General features: G+C 70.8%; 17 protein-coding genes. 10 read left to right on the forward strand and 7 right to left on the reverse strand.

Annotation, left to right across the window (positions count from 1 at the left end; genetic code table 11):
- The 3 genes from Dac01nite_RS11140 to Dac01nite_RS11150 form a co-directional block, all read right to left on the reverse strand.
- The coding region (locus tag Dac01nite_RS11140) for a MogA/MoaB family molybdenum cofactor biosynthesis protein (RefSeq protein ID WP_203656990.1) at positions 1-445 on the reverse strand (445 nt) is incomplete at its 3' end.
- A gap of 91 nt (positions 446-536) precedes the next feature.
- The gene (locus Dac01nite_RS11145) at positions 537-1,052 is read right to left on the reverse strand and encodes a PH domain-containing protein (RefSeq protein ID WP_203656991.1); all 516 of its coding nucleotides are present in this window, start codon (positions 1,050-1,052) and stop codon (positions 537-539) included.
- Between the two features lie 27 nt (positions 1,053-1,079).
- Positions 1,080-2,636 carry a helicase HerA-like domain-containing protein gene (locus Dac01nite_RS11150; protein ID WP_203656992.1) on the reverse strand — a complete coding sequence of 519 codons (1,557 nt, stop codon included), beginning with the start codon at positions 2,634-2,636 and terminating at the stop codon, positions 1,080-1,082.
- Positions 2,637-2,766: 130 nt separating this feature from the next.
- Here Dac01nite_RS11150 and Dac01nite_RS11155 point away from each other — a divergent pair, with 130 nt between their 5' ends.
- The 8 genes from Dac01nite_RS11155 to holA all read left to right on the forward strand — a co-directional run bounded on the left by Dac01nite_RS11155 (position 2,767) and on the right by holA (position 13,753).
- Positions 2,767-4,368 (forward strand): circularly permuted type 2 ATP-grasp protein, encoded by a 1,602-nt coding sequence (locus Dac01nite_RS11155; RefSeq protein WP_203656993.1) that lies wholly within the window; start codon positions 2,767-2,769, stop codon positions 4,366-4,368.
- Positions 4,362-5,285 carry an alpha-E domain-containing protein gene (locus Dac01nite_RS11160; RefSeq protein WP_203656994.1) on the forward strand — a complete coding sequence of 308 codons (924 nt, stop codon included), beginning with the start codon at positions 4,362-4,364 and terminating at the stop codon, positions 5,283-5,285. Before Dac01nite_RS11155 ends, Dac01nite_RS11160 begins: the two co-directional genes overlap by 7 nt.
- Positions 5,282-6,118, forward strand: a complete 837-nt coding sequence (locus Dac01nite_RS11165; RefSeq protein ID WP_203656995.1) for a transglutaminase family protein — start codon at positions 5,282-5,284, stop codon at positions 6,116-6,118. The genes Dac01nite_RS11160 and Dac01nite_RS11165 overlap by 4 nt, the downstream gene beginning before the upstream one ends.
- 67 nt (positions 6,119-6,185) lie before the next feature.
- The gene (gene leuS, locus Dac01nite_RS11170) at positions 6,186-8,690 is read left to right on the forward strand and encodes a leucine--tRNA ligase (protein WP_203657001.1); all 2,505 of its coding nucleotides are present in this window, start codon (positions 6,186-6,188) and stop codon (positions 8,688-8,690) included.
- 55 nt (positions 8,691-8,745) lie between these two features.
- The gene (locus Dac01nite_RS11175; protein ID WP_203657003.1) at positions 8,746-9,609 is read left to right on the forward strand and encodes a DegV family protein; all 864 of its coding nucleotides are present in this window, start codon (positions 8,746-8,748) and stop codon (positions 9,607-9,609) included.
- Between the two features lie 94 nt (positions 9,610-9,703).
- Positions 9,704-10,477 (forward strand): ComEA family DNA-binding protein, encoded by a 774-nt coding sequence (locus Dac01nite_RS11180; RefSeq protein WP_239066634.1) that lies wholly within the window; start codon positions 9,704-9,706, stop codon positions 10,475-10,477.
- On the forward strand, positions 10,474-12,765 hold the full coding sequence (locus tag Dac01nite_RS11185) for a ComEC/Rec2 family competence protein (RefSeq protein WP_203657006.1): 2,292 nt from the start codon (positions 10,474-10,476) through the stop codon (positions 12,763-12,765). The genes Dac01nite_RS11180 and Dac01nite_RS11185 overlap by 4 nt, the downstream gene beginning before the upstream one ends.
- A 4-nt stretch (positions 12,766-12,769) precedes the next feature.
- The gene (gene holA, locus Dac01nite_RS11190; RefSeq protein ID WP_203657009.1) at positions 12,770-13,753 is read left to right on the forward strand and encodes a DNA polymerase III subunit delta; all 984 of its coding nucleotides are present in this window, start codon (positions 12,770-12,772) and stop codon (positions 13,751-13,753) included.
- An 18-nt stretch (positions 13,754-13,771) separates the two neighbouring features.
- On the opposite strand, the gene Dac01nite_RS11195 is transcribed toward holA, so the two are convergent.
- The 4 genes from Dac01nite_RS11195 to Dac01nite_RS11210 form a co-directional block, all read right to left on the reverse strand.
- Positions 13,772-14,461 (reverse strand): EAL domain-containing protein, encoded by a 690-nt coding sequence (locus tag Dac01nite_RS11195; RefSeq protein ID WP_203657017.1) that lies wholly within the window; start codon positions 14,459-14,461, stop codon positions 13,772-13,774.
- Positions 14,462-14,542: 81 nt separating this feature from the next.
- A complete protein-coding gene (gene rpsT, locus Dac01nite_RS11200; protein ID WP_203657018.1) occupies positions 14,543-14,803 on the reverse strand; it encodes a 30S ribosomal protein S20 in 261 nt (86 codons plus the stop codon).
- 70 nt (positions 14,804-14,873) lie between these two features.
- Positions 14,874-15,389: a type II toxin-antitoxin system PemK/MazF family toxin gene (locus tag Dac01nite_RS11205; RefSeq protein WP_373307254.1), complete on the reverse strand. Its 516-nt coding sequence runs from the start codon at positions 15,387-15,389 to the stop codon at positions 14,874-14,876.
- Between the two features lie 59 nt (positions 15,390-15,448).
- Positions 15,449-17,134, reverse strand: a complete 1,686-nt coding sequence (locus Dac01nite_RS11210) for a putative bifunctional diguanylate cyclase/phosphodiesterase (RefSeq protein WP_203657021.1) — start codon at positions 17,132-17,134, stop codon at positions 15,449-15,451.
- Between the two features lie 167 nt (positions 17,135-17,301).
- Here Dac01nite_RS11210 and lepA point away from each other — a divergent pair, with 167 nt between their 5' ends.
- Both lepA and hemW read left to right on the forward strand, forming a co-directional pair.
- Complete coding sequence (gene lepA / locus Dac01nite_RS11215; protein ID WP_203657022.1) at positions 17,302-19,155, forward strand: translation elongation factor 4; 1,854 nt, start codon at positions 17,302-17,304, stop codon at positions 19,153-19,155.
- Positions 19,156-19,190: 35 nt separating this feature from the next.
- A complete protein-coding gene (hemW, locus tag Dac01nite_RS11220; protein WP_203657243.1) occupies positions 19,191-20,357 on the forward strand; it encodes a radical SAM family heme chaperone HemW in 1,167 nt (388 codons plus the stop codon).

A 20,357-nucleotide genomic window follows, 5' to 3' on the forward strand; every position in this document is an offset into this window, starting at 1 on the left:
GGTTGATGATCACGGCGGGCGCAGCGCCCGCCGTGACACCCGCGAGCCCACGGCTGAGAGCGGCGGTGGGCACCCGTGAGACGGCGCTGGCACGCAGCAGCTCCGGGATACCGGGAAGCTCGCGGTCCAGGAAGGGTCGGGTGGCGTCGGGGGTCACGTCCCGAGGCGCCACGCCCGTGCCTCCCGTGGTCAGCACCACGCGGGCCTGCGCCGTGAGCGCCTGCTCGAGCGCGGTGCGCACGGGCTCCAGTCCATCGGGGACGATCCACGCCTCGACGGCGGCGCCGGCGGCGTGAAGGGCGTCCGCGATGGCAGGGCCGGCCGTGTCCTCGGCCTCTCCTGCTGCACGCCTGTCGGAGACGGTGACCACTGCCACGGCGACGCCCGCGAGCGGCGTGCGACGCGCATCGGCGCGGTGCAGCGGCGTGACGTGGCTGGCGGCCATCGGAACCTCCTCGGGGCTCCGGCCAGTGTAGGCAGGGCGAGGTTACCCGCGCATTGCGCGGTCCTCGCGCCGCCCGGCCGTGCTGTGTGCGCTACCGCGGAGACTCGTCGTCGTGCAGCTCGTCATAGAGCTCGTTGTAGAGCATCGCGTGGACCTTCTCGACCTCGGGGATGTCGTCGAACTCGAGAGGGTCATCCGAGGCGGACTCGATGATGAGCGTGCCGGTGCGGAACATCCGGTCGATGAGCCCGTGACGGAACTGCACCGTGTTGATGCGAGCGACCGGGATGTCGATCCCGGAGCGCGTGATGATCCCGGTGCGGTAGAGGATGCGGCGGTCCGTGATGACGAAGTGCGTGGTGGCCCAGGCGACGAACGGCGCGACGCACAGCCATGCCACCAGGCCCACCCACGCCACTGCGACGCCCCACCACAGCGCGGTCTGCGCCCCGCCGGTGGCGCCGGGAGCGAGCCACACCAGCAGCGCCACTGCGGCGCCCGTGAGCACCAGCAGCCAGATCGTGGCGCCGACGAGCGCCTTCCAGTGCTGGTGACGGTGCAGCAGCAGCTTCTCCTGCGGTGCGAGCAGGTCCTCGGGGTACCCCATACGACGAATGGTAGGGCCCGGTGGCCGTCAGCGGGAGGACACACCGAAGATCGACCGCATGATCGAGCGGCCGATCTCGCGCCCCGCGGTGCGCGCGAAGTCCCTGACTGGCTTCGATTCGAGCACCTTCTCGACGCTCGACGGCTTCCCCGACGCGCGGCGGGTGCCCGCGGAGCGCTGCGGGGTCGCCTCCTCGCGCCTCGCGGCGCTCGCGGCTGCCTTCTCCGCACGTTCCGCCAGCACCTCGTACGCGGACTCACGATCGAGCGACTCGGCGTATCGCGCGCGCAGCGGGCTCGACGCCACGGTGCGCGCCACCACGTCCTGCGGTGCCGGATCCATGCTTCCGCGCGGTGCGCACAGCCGTGTCCACGCCACGGGCGTCGGCGCGCCGTCCTCGCTCAGAACGGTGACGACCGCCTCGCCGATCCCCATGGTCGTGAGCACCTGCTCCAGGTCGTACCCGGAGGTCGGGTACGTGCGTGCCGTGGCGCGCAGCGCGGTCGCATCGTCCGGAGTGAAGGCGCGCAGCGAGTGCTGGACCCGCGATCCCAGCTGGCCGAGCACATCGGCCGGGATGTCCTTGGGTGTCTGCGTGCAGAAGAAGATCCCCACGCCCTTGGAGCGGATCAGCCGGACGGTCTGGACCACCTGCGCGACGAACTCCTTGGATGCGTCCGCGAACAGCAGATGCGCCTCGTCGAAGAAGAACACCAGCGATGGCTTCTCGGGATCCCCCAGCTCGGGAAGGTCCTGGAAGAGGTCGGCCAGCAGCCACATCAGGAACGTGGAGAACAGCTGAGGCCTGTCGAGCAGGCGGGGCAGCGCGAGCATCGAGATGACGCCGCGACCGTCCTCGGCGGTCCGCAGCAGGTCAGCGGTGTCGAAGGCCGGCTCGCCGAAGAACTCGTCGCCGCCCTGCGCCTGGAGGTTCGCGATCTCGCGCAGCAGCACTCCGGCGGTCTGCGAGGACACGCCGCCGATCGAGTCCCGCTCCTCCTTGCCCTCGTCGGACGTGAGGTAGTGGATGACGGCGCGCAGGTCCTGGAGGTCGAGCAGCGCGAGCCCGCTGCGATCCGCCCAGTGGAACACGAGTCCCAGCGCAGACTCCTGGATGTCGGTCAACCCCAGCACCTTCGACATCAGCAACGGGCCGAAGTCGGTCACGGTGGTGCGCAACGGGATGCCCGCGGCGTCGGACGATCCGAGCCCGTAGATCTCGACGGGATACGCACGCGGCTCCCACGCCTGTCCGATGTCCGCGGCGCGAGCGTCGATGAAGTCGCGCTGCTCGCCCGCCACCGCCATGCCGGACAGGTCGCCCTTGATGTCAGTGACGAACACGGGCACCCCGGCATCGGACAGCGACTCGGCGAGGCCCTGGACCGTGCGGGTCTTGCCTGTTCCGGTCGCGCCGGCGACCAGTCCGTGCCGGTTCATCATCGCCAGCGGGATACGCACCTGCGCGGACTCGGTGGCGTCCTCGCCCTGCACCAGCGCGCCCAGAGTGATGCTCGACCCGCCGAACGAGTAGCCCTCGGCGACGATCTGGGCGTACTCCGCGGAGAGGGGATCTACAGTCATGCACGTCACTGTAGCGGCGGGCTCGCCGGCGCTGGAAGGGTGGGCAGCACGCGTCCGTGTGCCGGGGACCGACACCTGCGCGACCGCATCCGGAAACGCACCTGCAACGATCCCCGGTTAACGTGGGGCTATGACCGCCGATGATGACCACACCCCGTGGACCGGGTACACCCCGGTCGCCGCGTGGGACGAGGCGATGGATGTCGAGGGCGCGGTCCGCGAGCCGTATGCCCGCGTCTACGCCGAGATCGATCGCATGTCCGGCGACGACCTGTACTCCCGTGCAGAGGCGCTCGCGAACACCTATCTCGCGCAGGGCGTCACGTTCGACCACGCGGGCGAGGAGCGGCCCTTCCCGCTCGACATCGTGCCGCGCGTGATCGGCGGAGACGAGTGGGACATCATCTCGCCGGGAGTGGCGCAGCGCGTCAAGGCTCTCGAGGCCTTCCTCGCGGACGTGTACGGCTCGCAGCACTGCGTCCAGGACGGTGTGGTGCCGCGCCGGCTCATCGCGACGTCGCAGTACTTCTACCGTTCGGTCGCCGGCATCGAGCCCGCCAACGGCGTCCGCGTCCATGTCTCCGGCATCGACCTCGTGCGCGACCAGCACGGCATCTGGCGCGTTCTCGAGGACAACGTGCGGGTGCCATCCGGCGTGAGCTACGTGCTGTCCAATCGCCGTGCGATGTCGCAGATGTTCCCCGAGATGTTCGGTGCGATGGGCATCCGTCCCGTCCTCGAGTACTCCCGCCGGCTGCGCGCCGCGCTCGCCAAGAGTGCGCCTGAGGGCGTCGACGACCCCACGATCGTGGTCCTGACGCCGGGCGTGTACAACTCCGCCTACTACGAGCACTCGCTGCTGGCACGCACCATGGGAGTCGAGCTGGTCGAGGGGCGCGACCTCGAGACGGTCAACGGCCGTGTCTACATGCGCACCACCGCTGGCAGGCGGCGGGTGGACGTGATCTACCGGCGCGTGGACGACGAGTACCTGGACCCGGTCGTGTTCCGTCCCGACAGCGCGCTGGGCGCACCCGGGCTGGTCAACGCGGCCCGCATGGGCAACGTCACCATCGCCAACGCGATCGGCAACGGCGTCGCGGACGACAAGCTGATGTACACGTACATGCCGGACCTGATCCGCTACTACCTCAGCGAGGAGCCCATCCTGCCCAACGTCGATACGTGGCGCCTCGAGGAGCCCGATGCGCGCGAGGAGGTCCTGGACCGGCTCGACGAGCTGGTGGTCAAGCCCGTCGACGGTGCCGGCGGCAAGGGCGTGACCATCGGCTCCAAGGCCTCGCCGGAGGAGCTCGAGCAGGTACGCCAGCAGATCCTGTCCGACCCGCGCGGGTGGATCGCGCAGCCAGTGGTGCAGCTGTCGACGGTCCCCACGCTTACGGACGAGGGCCTCGAGCCCCGCCACGTGGACCTGCGCCCCTTCGCCATCCACGACGGGGACGACGTCTGGGTTCTTCCTGGCGGCCTCACGCGCGTGGCACTCCAGCGAGGTCAGCTCATCGTCAACTCGTCCCAGGGCGGCGGATCCAAGGACACGTGGGTGCTGGGCGGCGTCCGCCACCGTGGGTCGGGACAGCACCCGCCGGAGTCGCGCGTCGAGCTGAGCGGGATGTCCTCGGTGCCGCAGACCGCCCATCCCGAGGACTACGTCGCCGGCCAGCAGGCGCAGCAGCAACAGCAGCAGCGCGAGCAGGGGGGCGAGCCATGCTGAGCCGCATCGCCGAGTCCCTGTTCTGGATAGGCCGCTATGTCGAGCGCGCGGACAACACCGCGCGCCTGCTCGACGTGCACCTGAACGTGCTGCTCGAAGACCCCTGGGTGGACGAGCCCAGCGCGAACGCGTCGCTGCTCGCAGTCATGAACTGTCAGTTCGAGGAGCCCGTCAGCCGGACGGACGTGCTGCGGCAGCTGGCGTTCGACAGTGACAGCGCGTCATCCATCGCCGGCACGCTGGGTGCCGCGCGTGAGAACGCGCGACGGGCGCGCGAGGTCATCTCGACCGAGGTGTGGGAGTCGCTCAACATCACCCGCATGGATCTGCGTCGCTGGAACCGGGCGTCCCAGCCGCACGAGTACTTCGTGTGGGTGCGCGAGCGAGCCGCCGTCGTGTGGGGCCTGTCGAGCGCGACCACCTCGCGAGACGATGCGTGGCACTTCATGGAGCTGGGACGCTCGCTCGAGCGGGCGGACATGATCGCCAGGCTCCTCATGACCCGCAACCTCGAAGGCACCACAGGCCCCAACTGGACGACCCTGCTGCGCACGTGCTCCGCTCACGAGGCCTATCTGCGGACCGTGCGGGCGCTCGTGACCGAGGAGCGTGCCGCGGAGTTCCTGCTGATCGACCGGCTGTTCCCGCGGTCGATCGCGTACAACCTCGACCGCGCCGAGACCGTGCTGGGCCAGATCGAGGGCGCTGAGTCCAACCGTGCGCTCGCGGGCCGCGCTCGCCTTGCCCTTGGTCGCGCCCGCACCAACCTCGAGTACAGCCCCGTGCGCGAGATCCTCGACGATCTCGTACCGCAGATGCAGGAGGTGCAGCGCGCCTGCGCCACCGCATCGGACCTCATTCGTGATCGGTACTTCCTGCCGGCCGCGACCGTGACGTGGAACCAGGAGGCGCTGTGACGACGCTGAGGATCGAGCACCGCAATCACTTCCGGTACGCCGCCGAGGCGCCGTCCTCGTACAACGAGGCACGCCTGACGCCCGCCTGGCTGCCGCGCCAGCGCGTCCTGGACTCGCGCATCGACATCTCCCCAGTGTCGTGGAGCCACGGCTACCGCGACTACTGGGAGTGCGACGTGCTCGCGTTCGAGGTGCTGCAGCCGCATCAGACGCTCACGGTGGTGGGATCGTCCCTCGTCGAGATCCTTCCGCAGCAGCCGCGCGCGGAGAAGGCGTCGTGGGACACCCTGCAAGGACCCAAGTTCAAGGATCTGCTCTGCGAGTACCTGGACAGCAGTCCCATGACCGCTCCTCCCGAGGAGCTCGCCGAGTATGCCGCCGACGTCGCCACGAAGCTGTCGCCTGACGCGACGGCCAGGGCTGTGTGCGAGCACCTCCACGACCAGATGAAGTACGTCCCCGGGTCGACGACGGTGCACACCGCCGCGATCGACGCGTGGGAGGCCCGCTCGGGCGTCTGTCAGGACTTCGCTCAACTCGCTGCAGGGACGCTGCGTGCCGTGGGCATCCCCGCGCGATACGTCTCCGGATACCTGCACCCCAAGCGAGACGCCGAGATCGGCGAGACCGTCCAGGGCGAGTCGCACGCCTGGGTCGAGTGGTGGGCAGGCGAGTGGATAGGTTTCGACCCCACCAACGATCGCGAGGTGGGGGACCACCACGTGATCGTGGGCCGTGCGCGGGAGTACCGAGACGTGCGCCCGCTGTCGGGCGTCGTCGCGGGCTCGACCGAGCACCTCGACGTCACCGTCTCCGTCACCCAGGTGTCCTGACACTGCGTCCTCGCCCGCGCATCGGCCGTCCGTACGGACGGCGCGCGAGCGCCGATAGAATCTCGGGGTGACTTCCGCGACCCCCGAGACCGACGAGACCCGCTACGACTTCCGTGCCCTCGAGGAGCGCTGGCTGCCCGTGTGGCGCGAGACCCAGCCGTTCCGCTCCGGCGCCGAGGGGGACGAGCGTCCCACGAAGTACGTGCTCGACATGTTCCCGTACCCCTCGGGCGACCTCCACATGGGCCACGCCGAGGCGTATGCGCTCGGTGACGTGATCGCGCGCTACTGGGCGCAGCGCGGCTTCAACGTGCTGCACCCCATCGGCTGGGACTCGTTCGGCCTGCCCGCGGAGAACGCGGCGATCACCCGTGGACTGGACCCACGCGGCTGGACCGAGGACAACATCGCGCAGCAGCGCTCCTCGATGGAGCGCTACGCGTGCTCCTTCGACTGGGACCGCGTGCTCGCGACGCACCGGCCCGACTACTACCGCTGGAACCAGTGGCTCTTCACCCGCCTGCACGAGCGTGGCCTCGCCTATCGCAAGCACAGCAACGTCAACTGGTGCCCCAAGGACCAGACCGTGCTGGCGAACGAGCAGGTGGTCGGTGGCCTGTGCGAGCGCTGCGACACCCCTGTCACCAAGAAGAAGCTCAACCAGTGGTACTTCAAGGTCACGGACTTCGCAGACCGGCTGCTCGACGACCTGGACGGGCTGCAGGACACGTGGCCGTCCAAGGTGATCGCGATGCAGCGCAACTGGATCGGTCGCTCGCAGGGCGCGGACGTGACGTTCGTGATCGAGGGCCGCGACCAGCCGGTCGACATCTACACCACGCGTCCGGACACCCTGTATGGGGCGACCTTCATGGTGGTCGCCGCGGACAGCGACCTCGCGGCGGAGCTCGCGAGCACGGCCGATGCGGCGGTGCAAGCGGAGTTCGAGGCCTACGCCGAGCGGGTCAAGACGGAGAGCGACATCGATCGACTGTCGACCGAGCGCGACAAGACCGGAGTGTTCCTGGGCCGCTACGCCGTCAACCCGGTGAACGGGGAGCGCCTGCCCATCTGGGCCTCGGACTACGTGCTGGCCGACTATGGACACGGCGCGATCATGGCCGTGCCCGCGCACGATCAGCGCGACCTCGACTTCGCACGAGCGATGGACCTGCCGGTGCGCGCGGTCCTGGACTGCCGCGACGAGCACGGCGACCGCCTGCCCGAGCCCGCAGAGTCCGGGATCGCCACCACCGGTGACGGGACGCTCATCAACTCGGGCGACCTCGACGGCCTGGACAAGACGGCCGCGATCGCCGCGATCGTGGCGCGCCTCGAGGCTGACGGCGTGGGCCGGGCATCGACCAACTACCGCCTGCGCGACTGGCTGATCTCTCGCCAGCGCTACTGGGGCACGCCCATCCCGATCGTGCACTGCGACGCGTGCGGCGAGGTGCGGGTGCCGGACGACCAGCTGCCGGTGGAGCTGCCGGCCGCCGAGGGCCTCGACCTCAAGCCCAAGGGCCAGTCGCCGCTGGCCGCCGCGACGGACTGGGTGACCACCACCTGCCCGTCCTGCGGGGGCACGGCGACCCGCGACACGGACACCATGGACACCTTCGTGGACTCGTCCTGGTACTTCCTGCGGTACCTCTCGCCAGGCAAGACGGACGGCCCCTTCGACCCGGCCGACGCGAAGCGCTGGGCGCCGGTCGACCAGTACGTGGGCGGCGTCACGCACGCCATCCTGCACCTGCTCTACGCGCGCTTCTTCACCAAGGCGCTGCACGACATGGGCATGATCGACTTCGAGGAGCCCTTCAGCGCGCTGCTCAATCAGGGCATGGTGCAGATGGACGGCTCCGCGATGTCCAAGTCGCGCGGCAACCTGGTGCGGCTGTCCGAGCAGCTCGACGAGTTCGGCGTGGACGCGATCCGCCTCACGATGGCCTTCGCGGGCCCGCCCGAGGACGACATCGACTGGGCCGACGTCTCGCCTGCAGGCTCCGCCAAGTTCCTCGCTCGCGCATGGCGCCTCGCCCGCGACGTCGCGTCGGCGCCGGACTCCGACCCTGCCGCCGGCGACGCCGCGCTGCGCGCCGTGACGCACCGGACCGTGGCCGACTGCGCTGGGCTGGTCGAGGGCTTCCGCTTCAATGTCGTGGTCGCCCGCGTGATGGAGCTCGTGAACGCCACCCGCAAGGTCATCGACTCCGGGGCCGGCCCCGCGGATCCCGCCGTCAGGGAGGCCGCGGAGGCCGTCGCGATCGTGCTGAGCCTGTTCTCGCCGTACTGCGCCGAGGACATGTGGTCCATGCTGGGTCACGAGAACGTCGCGCACGCGGGCTGGCCTGCCGTCGACGAGTCCCTGCTGGTGGAGGAGACCGTGACGTGCGTGGTGCAGGTGAAGGGCAAGGTGCGCGACCGCCTCGAGGTGCCTCCTGGCATCGGCGAGGACGAGCTGCGCGAGGCGGCGCTCGGCTCAGCCGCGGTCCAGCGTGCCCTCGACGGAGCGGCGATTCGCACGGTGATCGTGCGAGCGCCCAAGCTCGTCAACATCGTCCCTGCGTGACGCTGCGCGCCCTGCGCCGCGCGCACCGCACCCCCTGATGAGTACGCTCGAAGGCATGTCCGGTCACGTCGCCGTCGTCACGGACTCGGCGGCATCGTTGCCCCCTGCGCTTGCACGCAAGTGGGGGATCCGAGTGGTGCCCTTGCAGGTGATCGTGGATGGCGAGTCGCGGCTCGAGGGCGAGCAGGTCACCTCGGAGGAGGTGCTGACCGCGCTGCTCGACGGTCGTGACGTGCGCACGTCGCAGCCTGCCGTCGCGCAGTTCGAGGAGGCGTTTGCGCTGGCAGCGGCGGACGGCGCCGAGCACGTGGTCGCGGTGCTGATCTCCGGCAAGATGTCCGGCACCGTCAATGGCGCCCAGGCGGCTGCCGACGCCGTGGACGTGCCCGTCACGGTGGTCGATACCGCGAGCCTCGCGATGGGCACGGGCTTCGCCGCGATCGCGGCCGCCTCCGTCGCGCGCAGCGGCGGGACGGCCGATGCGGTGGCGCAGGTGGCTCGAGACGTCGCCGCGTCGGCCCGGTGCATCTTCACGGTGGACACGCTGGAGCACCTCAAGCGCGGGGGCAGGGTGTCCCCGGCCATCGCCGCGGTGGGGAAGGTCTTCAACGTTCGCCCTGTGCTCGAGCTCGAGGGCGGCGAGGTGGTCATGGTGGAGAGGGTGCGATCGACCCAGCGCGCGCGGGCTGCGGTCATGCAGCTCGCGGAGGAAGCCGTCGCCGGCATGACCCGCGCCGCCGCGGCGGTCATGGTGCTGGGCGAGGGCGACTTCGGCGACGAGGCGGCGAAGAGCCTCGAAGCACGCCATCCTGACCTGGCGATGCTGGTGCGCACCCCGGTCAGCGCAGTGCTCGCGAGTCACACCGGCCCGGGCACCTTGGCGGCTGTCGTGGTGGACCTCCCCGAGCCCATCCGCTGACGGCTCATCCCCAGGACGGCGGGAGCTGCGGTTCGTCCACGGGAGCGGCGAGACGTGAACGCCACGCGCGCAGGGCACGCCTACTCTCGGCGGCGTGAGCACCTTCCCACCGCAGCGACTCCCCGACGACGACGCACTGGATCGCGCTCGTGACGCGCAACGGGAGCCGCCCCAGCCCGACCTTCTTCGGCAGTGGCGCGAGAGCGCCGCGCGTGCTGCGGGACGCGCCTACGAGGCCGCCTATGGGCGCGAGATCCCCGAGACGTCCGCCACCGTGCGCTGGACGCTGTCTCCGCGCGTCGCCGCCACCGTGGCCGTCGTGCTCGTCGCGGTGGGCGCGGTCGCATGGTGGCTCGCCGGCCCCGGGCGCGGCGCACCCGTCGGTCTCGACGCGCCCAGCGCATCGGACCCTGTGACCGCTGATCCGGGACACCAGCTGAACGTCACGTCCGAGGGGACTGAGACTGTCCCGCCTGCGGTCATCGTCCACGTGAGCGGCGCCGTGGCCGAGCCGGGCCTGGTCGAGGTTCCGGGAGGCTCGCGCGTGGCGGACGTCATCGCCTCTGCGGGCGGGCTGCTCGCCGCGGCGGACCAGGCGGGCGTCAATCTCGCACGCGAGGCGGTCGACGGCGAGCACGTCCACGTTCCGACCGCAGGCGAGCAGGCGGATGCCACGGGCCCCCTGTCGGTCAATGCGGCGAGCGCCGCGCAGCTCGAGGAGCTGCCGGGGGTGGGACCCGTGATCGCGGAGCGCATCGTCGCCGATCGAGATGCGCACGGGCCCTTCACCTCGCTCGATGATCTTCAGCGCGTGAGTGGCGTGGGCCCGGCGTTGGTCGCTCAATGGGAGGGGCTCGCGCAGGTGTGACGGGCACCCACGATGCGAGGCTGGTCCCGTCCGCGATCGCGGCCTGGGCTGTGGCCTGGGCCGTCGCGCACGACAGGGAGGGAGCCGCCGCGCTGGTCGCGTGCCTGCTGGGGGTCGCGGCTGTGGGACTTGCTGCGCTGGCGACCGCGCGTTGGCGGCCCACGGTCGCGGCCATGCTCGCGCTGCCGGCGGTGGCTGCAGCTGTCGCCGTGGTGGTCGCGGGCGGCGAGCGCGATGCGGCCCGGTGCGACGCGCAGGCGCTCGACGCGGCGGGGACCGTGCGCGTGGAGGTGGTGATGAGCGACGAGCCCCGCGCTCTGTCAGGCGGCGAGCGGCGCTGGATGGCGCCCGCGCACGTGATGGCGTGGGAGCCCGGTGGACGCCAGGAGGCTGCCGCGGAGGGCGGGTGCGCGCTGCGGGCCGGGGCGACGCTGAGCGTCGTGCTGCACGAGCCGCTCGACCGAGGCACCCGCGTGCTGGTCGAGGGAGCCGCCTCGTGGCAGGGGACCGGGGACGCGGTCCTGTGGAGTGCCCGCATCGTCGCCGTGGGGCCACCCGGCGCGCTGCTCCAGTGGCGCGGCGCCTTGCACGAGGCGGTCGCGCGGGTGGACCCCGCCGTGAGGGGACTCGTGAGCGGCATGGTGACCGGCGACACCTCGACGATGCCGGCACTGCAGGTGGAGCGGATGCGCACGGCCGGGCTCGCTCACCTCACCGCGGTGTCCGGCGCGCACTTCGCGATCCTGATCATCGCGGTCGGCGCCATCGTCTCCGCTCTGCGTGCTCCGAGGCCGGTGCGCGCCTGCGCCGTCGTGGGGGTCGCCGGCCTGTTCGCCGCCGTCGTGGGTCCGGAGGCGTCCGTGGTCCGAGCCCTCGCGATGGCGTGCGCCGTAGCACTGGGGATCGCCTGGGGTCGTCCGGCGCGCGGCCTCCCGGCGCTGGCGGCCGGGGTCCTCGTGCTGGTGCTCGTGATGCCCACGGTCGCGACGTCGCTGGGCTTCGCGATGTCCGTGGCGGCAGTGGCTGCGATCGTGCTGTGGTCGCCCCTCGTGGCGCGGATGCTGGCACGACGTCTGCCTCCCGCGCTCGCGCGGGTCATGGCGGTGCCGCTTGTGGCGCAGGCGGCAGTCACCCCGCTGGTGCTCGTGATCGAGCCGGGGCTGACGCCGTACGCCGTCCCCGCGAATCTCATCGCAGGCCTCGCGGTGCCCGCAGTGATGGGACTGGGCGCGCTCGCGCTCGTGGTCGCGCCCGTGAGCGCCGAGGGCGCGGCCGTGCTCGCTCACGGTGCCGGCCTGGCGGCTCGACCCATCGCAGGGGTGGCGGATGCTGTGGCCTGGGCACCCGCGGCACGTCTCGCGTGGCCCGAGGGTTCGTGGGGAGTCGGCCTGGCCGCGTTCGTGGTGGTGACGGGGATCCTTGCCACGGCCCTCACCGGAGCGCGCCGCGCGCGGTGGATCCTCGCGGTGATCGGGTGCGCGACGCTGGCCGCAGGCATCTGGCTGCAGGGCGCGCGCGGCGCGACGGTCATGGCGGACTGGGACGTGGTCGCGTGCGACGTGGGTCAGGGGGACATGATGCTGCTGCGCGCCGGCCCGTCGAGTGCCATCGTGATCGACACGGGTCCCGACGGGGACCTCGCCCGGCGATGCCTGCGTGACCACGGCGTCGACGCGGTGCCGCTGCTCATCCTCACGCATCCACACGCCGACCACGACGGCGCCGTGGGTGCGGTGCTGGCCACCGCGCCGGTGCAGGCGGCCTGGATCTCGGCCGCGGGTGACGGCGGCGCCGCCCACGTGGCGCTCACCAACGCCGCCGTGCCGGTCGACGTGCCGCACGAGGGACAGGCCCTGACCGCCGGCCAGGCGCACGTCGTGGTGCTCTCGTCACTGCATCGGGACACGGCACTGGGGGCCAACGACGCCAGCGTGGTGGTGCTGGCGAATGCCGATGGCGCGAGCGTGATCGCGCTCGGGGACCTCGAGGAGGCGGGGCAGCGTGCGCTCGTGGGTCGGTGGGACGGTGACCTCAGCGTGGACGTGGTGAAGGTCGCTCACCACGGCTCCGCCGTGCAGCACGCAGCACTGGTGTCACGCATCGACGCCACGGTCACGATGGTGTCGGTGGGCGCAGACAACACCTACGGTCATCCGGCTGCGCCTGCGCTGGAGCTGTACGCCCGCGACGGCGTGGTGCTGCGCACGGACCTGTGCGGCACGGTGGCGCTCGCTCGGGACGAGCGAGGACTGCGGTGGTCGCAGTGTCCGAGGGACGTGGCACGCTAGTGCCATGCCGCCCCGCACCCGCGCCCCGGAAGCCACCTGGCACCGTGCCAAGCCAGCCCCCGTCGTGCTCGTGAGCGGGCCGGAGTCGCTGCTCGCGGCGCGCGCGGTCGAGCGCATCCACCACGCGATGGGTGCGGGCGTTGCGATCACGACGCTCGACGCCGGCGCGTACACGAGCGGCGCCCTGCTCGCCGCAGCGAGCCCCTCGCTGTTCGACGAGCCGGGCCTGGTGGTGGTCGAGGGTGCCGAGGCGATGAATGACGCGTTCCTCGCGGACGGTCTGTCGTACGCCGCCGCCCCTGAGCCCGACGTCGTGGTGGTGATCCGTCACGGCGGCGGGGTGCGTGGCAAGCGACTGCTCGACACGCTCCGCAAGGGCGGCGTCCCGGAGTACACGTGCCCGGCGGTCAAGCGTGACAACGAGTTCGCCGACTTCGTCGCCGCAGAGTTCGAGAGAGCCGGACGCCCGGCCCCGGCAGCGGTGGTGAGGAGGCTGGTCGACGCGGTCGGCACGGATCTCCCCGAGCTCGCGGCCGCGACGCAGCAGCTGCTGGGAGACGTCGAGGGCGCGATCGACGAGGACGCCGTGGCGCGGTACTACGGCACCCGTGTGAACGCGACCGCGTTCAGCGTCGCGGACGCCGCGGTCGCGGGACAGGTGAGCACGGCAGTGACGCTCGTGCGGCACGCGCTGGCCGCGGGCGTGGATCCGGTGCCGCTCAACGCCGCTCTCGCCTCGAAGCTGCGGACGCTGGCGAAGGTGGGCGCGTCCCGCGGTCGGGGGCTCGACCCCACGCGAGACCTGGGCCTGCCTCCCTGGCAGGTGGACCGTGCCCGGCGGGAGCTGCGACGGTGGAACGCGGAGTCGCTCGCGGACGCGATCGAGGCCATCGCTGCGGCAGACGCGGAGATCAAGGGCGGCGGCCGGGCGCCCGCCTTCGCCCTCGAGCGTGCGGTGCGCACAGTCGCGGAGCTGGCCGCTCCCTGAGCGCGGACTCCGCTTCCGTCAGGCGGCGAGCTCGGCGTGTCCGCGGTCCATCACGATCGCGGGTTCGAAGCCATGCCCCTGGTAGAGGTCGAAGCCCAGCTCCTCGCACCACTCGAGCATGGCGCGAGTCTCGACACGCTCCGCCACGAGGGTCGAGCCGTGAGCACGGGCACGCGCCACGAGATCGGGACCTTGCGCGACCAGATCCCTGACGTCGACCTTGACGAACTCGGCATGGCTGAGCAACGCCATCTGGGAAGCGGTCCCCACGAAGTCGTCGATCGCGATCCGATACCCGCGGCGCTGCAGATCGCCCAGGCGCTGGCGCAGCGGCTCGTCCGCGAACGCGGACTCGACCACCTCGATCACCGCCTGGTCCGGCCGGAAGCCCACATCGGCGCGATCCACGAGATAGCTGCGCGTGAAGTTGATGAACGCGAGCATGTCGATCGGGGGGTGCGTCGCCATGTGGAACGCTGCCGCGATCACATGCTCGGTCGCGCGGTCCTGCTGCCGCGCGTTCCACAGGTCCACGCGCAGGCCCATCCGCCCAGGTGCCCGGAACAGCAGCTCATAGCCGTAGAGGCCGCGGTCAGCGGTGAAGATGCCCTGACGCCCCAGCAGCACGCGCGTGGACCGGGTGTGGGCATGGCGCCCCGTGGCAGGAAGATGCCACGGCACGGGGGCTGCGCCCGGGGAATGCGTCACGGACGTGACACTAGCGAGAGCAGACGCAGAAGCCCCGCACGCGCCAGGGCGCGTCGGGGCTTGAGCGGTGAGCGCTGAGGCTCAGAGAGAGGCGACCTGCTTCGCGAGCGCCGACTTGCGGTTCGCGGCCTGGTTCTCGTGGATGACGCCCTTCGAGGCGGCCTTGTCCAGCTTGGTGGTCGCGGTCTTGAGCGCGGTCTCGGCGGCAGGCTTGTCGCCTGCGGCGATCGCCTCGCGCACCTTGCGCACGTGCGTCTTGAGCTCGGACTTGACGGCGACGTTGCGCTGGCGAGCCTTCTCGTTGGTGCCGATGCGCTTGATCTTCGACTTGATGTTAGCCACAGGAATCCTTCAGAGATGTTGGAAATTTCAGGGTGGAGCGCGAGCGCGCGCCCACACACGGCTTCCTATCCTACCAGTGATGCAGCTCGGAAAGCGAACGTGCGACCGCGTCGAAGCGGCGCCTGTCCAGAACTGCCCCTTCGCGCCGGACTGCGGAGGGGTCCACCCGCACGATTCTATCGAGCCTGACCTCGGACGGACGACGCCGCGAGTCCCACGCCCCGGTCCCGATGTCCATCCAGCGCCGGCCCCAGCGCCCCTCCTGGGCGGCGTCGAGGTCGTGGTCCTTGCTCGTGAGCTGCAGCGCGAGCAGCCAGCGACCGTCACGGCCGATCAGCAGCACGGGGCGATCCTTGCCCCGCGAGTGGTCCTCCTCGTAGGGCACCCAGGTCCACACCACCTCGCCGGGGTCCGGACGTCCGTCGAGACGGGGGGAGTACGCGACGTCGACGCGGCCGTCGAAGTCGCCCGGATATGAGGCGCGGCTGTGCGAGCGTCGCGAGGCCCGGTCCGGTCGCGAGGACCGCCGACGGGCGCGGACCGCCACGGCCGCGACGGCTGCGCTGGCGAGGGCGGCGAGGATCAGCGGTTCCACAGGGGCACCCTACCGGCGGGGGTTCCGGCCTTCGGAGGGCGGACGTCGGGTCAGGCCTCGACGGCCTCGGTGCGGTCGCGCAGCTCGGTGAGGTGGGAGGTGCCTGCGGAGGTGAACGTGATCTCCTCGGCGGGCAGCGGGTGCCCGAACAGGAATCCCTGTCCCAGCAGCCAGCCGTGCTCGCGGGCCTGGCGGTACTGGGCTTCCGTCTCGACGCCCTCGATGATGCCGTACATGCGCAGGCTGTCGGTGAGCGTCGCCATGGCCGTGCTGATGCGGTCGCCCGTGGAGCGGTCTCCCAGTCGCAGGGTGAACTCGCGTGCGAGCTTGAGCCCGGAGACGGGGTTCTGCAGCACGGAGGAAAGAGCCGAGTATCCGGTGCCGAAGTCGTCGAGGATGAGGTCCACGCCCATCGTCGCGAGGGCGCTGAGGTCGCTCGCGGCGGACTGGGTCGCAAGCAGCATGCCTGACTCGGTGATCTCCAGGCCCAGGCGGGAGGGGTGGACGCCGGTCTCCTTCAGCGCGCTGCGCACCACACGCGTCAGGTCTGCGCCGCCGATCTGCCGCGTGGAGACGTTGACGAGCACCTTGCCGCGGAACACAGGGTTGGCCGCGATGAAGCGACACGCCTCGTGGATGACGAAGGCGCCCAGCGGGATCACGAGGTTCGAGTCCTCGCAGATCTCGATGAAGTCCTGCGGCAGGAGGAGGCCCCGCTGCGGGTGGCGCCAGCGCACCAGCGACTCGAACGCGACCGTCTCGCGCGTGGCGAGGTCGACGACGGGCTGGTAGTGGACCACCAGCTCGCCCTCCTGGATCGCCGTGCGCAGCTCGGTCTCGATCGACAGCCGGACCAGCGCACTGTCGCGCAGCTCCTCGCGGAACACCTCGACACGGTTGCGCCCGGCGTTCTTCGCGTGCGACATCGCGATGTCCGCGTTGCGTACGAGCGTCTCCGCCGTCATGCCGGGCTGCGCGAGGGCGAGGCCGGCGCTCACGGTGGGAGCGAAACGATGGCCGTCGACCTCGATCGGCGCCTGGAGCGCGGCGGTGACGACGGCGAGCAGGCCCTCGGCGGCCTTCTGGCCCGCGATGTTCTCGCCGATCACCACGAACTCGTCGCCCCCGAGCCGCGACACCGTGTCGACCGGGCGGACCGACTCGCGCAGGCGCCGCGCGAGCTCGACGAGCATCCGGTCGCCCGCGTGGTGGCCCAGGGAGTCGTTCACGAGCTTGAAGTGATCGAGGTCGAGGAAGATGCACACGACGGTGGCGTCGGCCCCCTCGTGGCTGTCGAGCGCACGCTGCGTGCGGTCGAGCAGCAGGGAGCGGTTGGGCAGGCCCGTGAGGTGGTCGAACTGTGCGCGCCGCTCGAGGAGGTCCTTGGCGCGGCGCACCTCGCTGACGTCCTCCATCTGGAGCAGGTAGACCGCGCCATCGTCGCCTGAGTCGACGCGGGTGACCGTCGACCGGGTCCAGACGGTGTCGCCCGACCGGTGCCGCGCCCGCGTCTGGAGCTGGAAGTAGGGCAGCTCTCCCGAGGCCAGCTGTCCGCGCAGCTCCGCGTCTCGACCCACGTCATCGGGGTGGACCAAGGTCTGGGCCACGCGTCCGGCGAGATCGCCGGGCTCGTAGCCGAGGATGGACGCGAACTGCTCGTTCGCCTCCTCGATGCGACCGTCACCAGTGACGATCGCCATGCCGATCGGCGACGTCCTGAACGTCTGCCGAAACATGGAGTCATGATGCGTCACGCCGTCCGCCTCCTTCGGGTGTCGCCGCAGCGGGCCATCTCCGCTGTCACCAGGGTCTATCGGCACGTTCGCCCGTCGCATGAGAACGGATGGGAACGTGGGACAATGGCCGCTGACTGTTCACCCGACCCGAGGGATCCCACACCACCGTGACACCCGACCCCCGCATCGAGCCTGCCGCGACGGCGCCGGAGCTGATCCGCAACTTCTGCATCATCGCGCACATCGACCACGGCAAGTCCACGCTCGCCGACCGCATGCTCGGGATCACGGGCGTGCTCGAGGCGAGGCTCCAGAAGGCGCAGTACCTCGACCGCATGGACATCGAGCGCGAGCGCGGGATCACCATCAAGTCGCAGGCCGTGCGCATGCCGTGGGAGGTCGACGGCACCGCGCACGCGCTGAACATGATCGACACCCCTGGCCACGTGGACTTCACCTACGAGGTCTCCCGATCCCTCGCGGCGTGCGAGGGGGCGATCCTGCTCGTGGACGCCGCACAGGGCATCGAGGCGCAGACGCTCGCGAACCTGTACCTCGCGATGGAGAACGACCTCGTCATCATCCCGGTGCTGAACAAGATCGACCTGCCGTCGGCGGACCCCGAGCGCTACGCCGCCGAGCTCGCGCAGCTGATCGGCTGCGACGAGGAGGACGTGCTCCGCGTGTCCGGCAAGACGGGTGAGGGAGTCGAGGCGCTGCTGGACCGCGTGGTCCGCGACATCCCCGCGCCGGTGGGCGACGCGAGCGCCCCCACGCGCGCCATGATCTTCGACTCGGTCTACGACACCTACCGCGGGGTCGTCACCTACGTGCGGGTGGTGGACGGCTCGCTCAAGCCGCGCGAGAAGATCGCCATGATGTCGACCCTTGCCACCCACGATCTGCTTGAGATCGGCGTGATCAGCCCCGAGCCCAAGCCCACCAAGGGCCTGGGCGTGGGCGAGGTGGGCTATCTCATCACGGGCGTGAAGGACGTGCGGCTGTCCAAGGTGGGCGACACCGTGACCCAGGCCCACAATCGTGCTCAGCAGTCGCTCGGGGGATATCGGGACCCCAAGCCCATGGTCTACTCGGGTCTGTTCCCGCTCGACGGCTCGGACTTTCCCGTGCTGCGCGACGCTCTCGACAAGCTGCAGCTCAACGATGCGTCACTGGTCTACGAGCCGGAGAGCTCGGTCGCGCTCGGCTTCGGCTTCCGCTGCGGCTACCTGGGCCTGCTGCACCTCGAGATCGTGCGCGACCGCCTCGAGCGGGAGTTCGGCCTGGACCTCATCTCGACGGCCCCGAACGTGGTCTACGAGGTGGAGATGGAGGACGGCAAGGTCGTGACCGTCACCAACCCCTCGGAGTTCCCTGGCGGCAAGATCTCGCAGGTGCGCGAGCCCGTGGTGAAGGCGTCCATCCTGGTACCCAGCGAGTTCATCGGCACCGTGATGGACCTGTGCCAGGAGCGTCGCGGTCAGATGGGCACCATGAACTACCTGTCCGAGACGCGCGTGGAGATGCACTACACGCTCCCGTTGGCCGAGGTGGTGTTCGACTTCTTCGACCAGCTCAAGTCGCGGACCAAGGGCTACGGCTCGCTCGACTACGAGCCCGCGGGCGACCAGGCCGCGGACCTCGTGAAGGTCGACATCCTGCTGCAGGGCGAGCCGGTGGACGCGTTCAGCGCCGTGGTGCACAAGGACGCGGCCTACTCGTATGGCCTGTCGATGGTCACCAAGCTCAAGGACCTCATCGACCGCCAGCAGTTCGAGGTGCCCATCCAGGCGGCGATCGGCGCCCGCGTGATCGCGCGCGAGACCATCCGCGCGATCCGCAAGGACGTGCTCGCCAAGTGCTACGGCGGCGACATCTCGCGCAAGCGCAAGCTCCTCGAGAAGCAGAAGGCCGGCAAGAAGCGCATGAAGAACATCGGCTCGGTCGAGGTGCCGCCCGAGGCCTTCATCGCCGCGCTCTCCACGTCGGACGACGGCTCGGACAAGGGCAAGAAGAAGTAGTCGTGCTCCCGGCTCCGGCGGGTCCCGCCACGCCGATGCGCGACTTCGGCGTCTACGTCCACGTCCCGTTCTGCGCCGTGCGCTGCGGGTACTGCGACTTCAACACCTACGCGCCCGGCGAGGGCGAGTTCTCCTCGCGAGACGACTATGTGGGCGCGGCGCTGGGGGAGATGGCCCAGGCGCGTGCCGCGATGGCTGGCGACCTGCGCCCCGCCCGCACCGTCTTCTTCGGAGGCGGCACGCCCACGATGCTCGACCCGGCAGCGCTGGTCGCGATGCTCGAGGGCGTGCGCGACACGTGGGGCCTGGCGCCGGACGCAGAGGTGACCACCGAGGCGAACCCGGACTCGGTGACCGCCGCATCGCTCTCGACCCTCGCATCGGCCGGCTTCACCCGGGTGAGCTTTGGGATGCAGTCCGCCGTGCCGCACGTGCTGGCGACTCTCGAGCGGACCCACCGCCCTCAGAACGTGGCGCTCGCCGTGCGGTGGGCGCGCGAGGCGGGCCTGGCCGTGAGCCTTGACCTGATCTACGGCACGCCAGGCGAGAGCCTGGACGACTGGCGGGCCAGCCTGGATGCGGCCATCGCCCTCGAGCCCGATCACGTCAGCGCGTACGCGCTGGTGATCGAGCCGGGAACGCGCATGGGCCGCCAGCTGCGCGCGGGTCAGATCGAGGCGGTGGACCTCGACACCCAGGCGGACATGTACGAGGCGGCCGATGCGCGCCTGCGCGACGCGGGATACTCCTGGTACGAGGTGTCGAACTGGGCGCGCACGCCGGAGCAGGCCTGCCGTCACAACGTCGCGTACTGGACCAGCCAGGACTGGTGGGGGATCGGCCCCGGCGCGCACAGCTATCTGGGGCCGCGCATCGGCGCCGACGGTGCCGAGCGTGGCGCCGAGCGCTGGTGGAACGTCAAGCTGCCTCGCGTGTACGCCGCGCGCGTCGCCGCCGGGACCAGTCCCGAGGCGGAGCGGGAGCCGCTCACCGCGGCCGATCTCGCTCTCGAGTCGGTGATGCTGCGGCTGCGGCTCGCACAGGGCATGCCGGTGATGGATCTTCCCGACCCCCGTGCTGAAGCCATCGCTGCGCTGGTGGGCGATGGCGTCCTCGACGGACGTGCGGCGCTGTCGGGAACGCTGAGGCTCACCGTGCGCGGACGGCTGCTCGCCGATGCCGCAGTGCGTGCCCTGACGTAG

Source organism: Demequina activiva (assembly GCF_016862815.1).
Taxonomy (GTDB): Bacteria; Actinomycetota; Actinomycetes; order Actinomycetales; family Demequinaceae; genus Demequina; species Demequina activiva.